This window comes from Pseudomonas edaphica (assembly GCF_005863185.1).
Lineage (GTDB): Bacteria > Pseudomonadota > Gammaproteobacteria > Pseudomonadales > Pseudomonadaceae > Aquipseudomonas > Aquipseudomonas edaphica.
This window is the reverse complement of the sequence record NZ_VBVZ01000697.1, coordinates 1-3,030: the sequence shown is the minus strand read 5'-3', so window position 1 is coordinate 3,030 and position 3,030 is coordinate 1. Positions and strand designations below refer to the sequence as shown.

3 protein-coding genes are annotated in these 3,030 nt (G+C 61.2%); all 3 read left to right on the top strand.

Going from position 1 to position 3,030, the window contains the following annotated elements; all coding sequences use genetic code 11:
* The coding region (locus FEM54_RS29160) for a dicarboxylate/amino acid:cation symporter (RefSeq protein ID WP_138453916.1) at positions 1–1,188 on the top strand (1,188 nt) is incomplete at its 5' end.
* 138 nt (positions 1,189–1,326) lie between these two features.
* On the top strand, positions 1,327–2,313 hold the full coding sequence (locus tag FEM54_RS29155; protein ID WP_017138373.1) for an XdhC family protein: 987 nt from the start codon (positions 1,327–1,329) through the stop codon (positions 2,311–2,313).
* Positions 2,313–2,900 carry a nucleotidyltransferase family protein gene (locus FEM54_RS29150; RefSeq protein WP_138453915.1) on the top strand — a complete coding sequence of 196 codons (588 nt, stop codon included), beginning with the start codon at positions 2,313–2,315 and terminating at the stop codon, positions 2,898–2,900. The genes FEM54_RS29155 and FEM54_RS29150 overlap by 1 nt, the downstream gene beginning before the upstream one ends.
* Positions 2,901–3,030: the final 130 nt, after the last annotated feature.

Here is a 3,030-nt window from a genome sequence, read left to right as displayed (position 1 = left end):
ATGGTCATCGCCCCGATCATCTTCTGCACCGTTGTCAGCGGCATCGCTGGCATGCAAAGCATGAAATCGGTGGGCAAAACCGGCGGCTACGCGCTGCTGTACTTCGAAGTTGTTTCCACCATTGCCCTGCTGATCGGCCTGATCGTCGTTAACGTTGTGCAACCGGGCGCCGGCATGCACATCGACGTGGCAACCCTGGACGCCTCTAAAGTCGCGGCCTACGTGACCGCTGGTGCAGACCAGAGCGTGGTTGGCTTTATCCTCAATGTGATCCCGAACACCATCGTCGGTGCCTTCGCCAACGGCGACATCCTGCAAGTGCTGATGTTCTCGGTGATCTTCGGTTTTGCCCTGCATCGCCTGGGTGCCTACGGCAAGCCGGTGCTGGACTTTATCGATCGCTTCGCCCACGTGATGTTCAACATCATCAACATGATCATGAAGCTCGCGCCAATCGGTGCCCTGGGCGCCATGGCGTTCACCATCGGTGCCTACGGCGTAGGTTCCCTGGTGCAATTGGGCCAACTGATGATCTGCTTGTACATCACCTGCATCCTGTTCGTGGTCGTGGTGCTGGGCGCCATCTGCCGTGCGCACGGTTTCAGCGTGTTGAAGCTGGTTCGCTACATCCGTGAAGAGCTGCTGATCGTTCTGGGCACTTCCTCCTCCGAATCCGCACTGCCACGCATGCTGATCAAGATGGAGCGTCTGGGCGCGAAGAAATCCGTAGTAGGCCTGGTGATCCCGACCGGCTACTCCTTCAACCTCGACGGTACGTCGATCTACCTGACCATGGCTGCCGTGTTCATCGCCCAGGCGACTGACACCCACATGGACATCACCCACCAGATCACCTTGCTGCTGGTGCTGCTGCTGTCCTCCAAAGGCGCTGCAGGCGTGACCGGTTCGGGCTTCATCGTGCTGGCTGCGACCCTGTCGGCCGTAGGCCACCTGCCGGTTGCCGGCCTGGCGCTGATCCTGGGTATCGACCGCTTCATGTCCGAAGCCCGCGCACTGACCAACCTGGTCGGTAACGCCGTTGCCACCATCGTTGTGGCCAAGTGGGTTAAAGAGCTGGACACCGACAAGCTGCACAGCGAGCTGGCGTCCGGCGGCACCGGTATCTCCGACACCCGCCCGGAAGATGACCTGGGCGTGGCTGAAGGCCCTGCTCCTGCTATCAAGTAAAAAATTGCCCAAGGTGTGAACAACACCCAAAGCCTGCAAACGCCCCGACTGGTTCGGGGCGTTTGCGTTTCTGGCGTGGCGCTTTGGGTTTTGCTTGCTTTACAGTAAGTGAATACTTCATTCGCCGTAGGAGACCTGATGGACAGTGTGGATCTTAATGTCCTGCGCAGCGTGCTCGAATGGCGCCGTGCCGGGCACCGAGTAGTTTTGTACAGCGTGGTCCAGACCTGGGGCAGCGCCCCACGCCCGCCGGGGGCGATGTTGGCCTTGCGTGGCGATGGCGTGGTGATCGGCTCCGTGTCGGGTGGTTGCATCGAGGACGACTTGATCGCGCGCTTGCAGGATGGCCGCTTGCCGGAGGATGGCCCGCCGGTGCAGTTGGTGACCTATGGGGTCACCCGCGATGAGGCGGCGCGTTTCGGCCTGCCGTGCGGCGGCACGTTGCGCCTGACTGAGGAACGCGTGGATGAATTTGGCTGGGTCTCGCAGCTGCTGGCGCGCTGCGAAGACCATCAGATCGTCGCGCGTGAACTGGACCTGAGCAGTGGCACGGTGACCTTGAGCGGCGCGGCCAAGACCGACGTCGTGACCTTTGATGGCGAGCGCCTGCGGGCTATCTACGGCCCGCGTTGGCGTTTGCTGCTGATCGGCGCCGGGCAGCTGTCGCGCTACGTGGCTGAAATGGCGCGCCTGCTGGATTTCGAAGTGCTGATCTGCGACCCGCGCGAAGAATTCGTCTACGGCTGGGAAGAGCAGCATGGCCGCTTTGTGCCCGGCATGCCGGATGAGGCGGTGCTGAATATCCAGACGGATGAGCGCACGGCCATCGTCTGCCTGACGCACGACCCTCGATTGGACGATATGGCGCTGCTGACGGCTCTGAACTCATCGGCGTTCTACATTGGCGCCCTCGGTTCGCGGGTCAATACGCAGAAGCGCCGGGAAACCCTGGCGGCGCTGGGATTGTCGGCGGAGGCGATCGCGCGTCTGCATGGGCCGATCGGTCTGCATATCGGTAGTCATACGCCGGCCGAAATTGCTCTGTCATTGATGGCGGAAATTGTCGCGATCAAGAATGGCGTGGCACCGATGCAGAAGAAACCGTTGCCAGTGGAGGCTGAGTAATGGTGACGGCGATTGTGCTGGCGGCGGGGCAGGGCAGTCGCTTTCGCGCTGCGGCCGGTGCTGATCAAGACAAGCTGCTGGCTGATTGCATCGGGCTTGACGGCATAACGCGGCCAGTGATTGAGCAGGTGTTGATGAATTTGCCAGGGCGCGTTGTAAGGCGTTGGCTGGTCACTTCGCCGGACCGCCTGGCCGTTATTCGCTTGGCCAAGGCGTATGGCTGTGAAGTCTTGCTGCTCGAATCGGCCGGTATGGGTGACAGCATCGCGGCGGCTGTCGCAGCCAGTGGTGAGGCCGATGGCTGGTTGGTGGTGTTGGGGGATATGCCGTTTATTCAGCCGTCGACCATTGAGCGGGTGGTTGATGCGGTCCAGGACGATGGCATCAGTGTGCCGGTGCAGGCGGGTAAATACGGGCATCCGGTGGCTTTTGGCCGGGTGCTTGGGCCGCGAATGATGGCATTGAGCGGTGATCGTGGCGCAAAGCCGTTATTTGCCCAGGCGAGTGTGCAGGAGGTGCGAGTGGAAGATCCCGGTGTGCTGTGGGATGTGGACCTGCCGCAAGCATTGAGTTTCAGCGCGGACTAACTGTGGGAGCGGGCTTGCCCGCGATGCAGGCACCTCGGTGTGTCAGACACGCTGCGGTGATGCTATCGCAGGCAAGCCAGCTCCCACCTTTGATCTCCACAAGGCAAAAGTTGAACGCCCATAAAAAAGC

What these genes read in the sequence shown, in the direction of transcription:
- FEM54_RS29155 (WP_017138373.1), top strand. Translation starts at nt 1,327, where the DNA reads ATGGACAGTGTGGATCTTAATGTCCTGCGCAGCGTGCTCGAATGGCGC.
- FEM54_RS29150 (WP_138453915.1), top strand. Translation starts at nt 2,313, where the DNA reads ATGGTGACGGCGATTGTGCTGGCGGCGGGGCAGGGCAGTCGCTTTCGC.